1 pseudogene is annotated in these 550 nt (G+C 42.5%); it reads right to left on the bottom strand.

Annotated features, from left to right (window positions below):
* Window position 1: 1 nt before the first annotated feature.
* A pseudogene (locus tag ACYQ4O_RS12945) lies at window positions 2-550 on the bottom strand (RNA-guided endonuclease IscB); the annotation flags it as partial.

Raw genomic sequence — 550 nt, 5'->3', positions numbered from 1 at the left:
TTCATCTAACTTCTCCAAGGATACCTCGGGTTTCAACCCGAGGAGGAATTGGACAGCTTTTCCAACTGTAGGAATAACCATCCGAGTGTGTAATTAATCTGCAATAGCGATAGGAAATACCTTGTATTGTTTGGCCGGAGGTTTGAAGATTGAAGGATCCTGTTTTACGGACAGCAACCTTTCCTACATACACGCCTTTTTTCTTGCCTTTCGGAATAATCGCTTTGACCATATCTCCAGTTGAAAATCCGTAAACTTTCTTCTGCCTCATGCAGATGCCTCGTGGAAATCCATACTTATCAGTTCTCGTTCTTTGATAGGCTCCACGGCCACAACATTGAATGTTCAGGACATTGAGGTTTCTCCAATTTGTCACTGATGGAACATTGCCCACACAGAGTGCATCTAGCCAATGCGCTTTTGGAATACCGAATTTTTTGCGGTTAAACTTAGTTAAAGCTCCTGAACCAGCTTCAAAGGGAAAACCAGTTGATTTCAGTTTGTTAAACAGTTTCCAACGGGTGGCATTAACAGAAGCTGCGTCTTTAAG

This window comes from Turicimonas sp. TL08 (assembly GCF_054660695.1).
The sequence above is the reverse complement of the archived record's forward strand: the minus strand, read 5'-3'. Positions and strand labels throughout refer to the sequence as shown.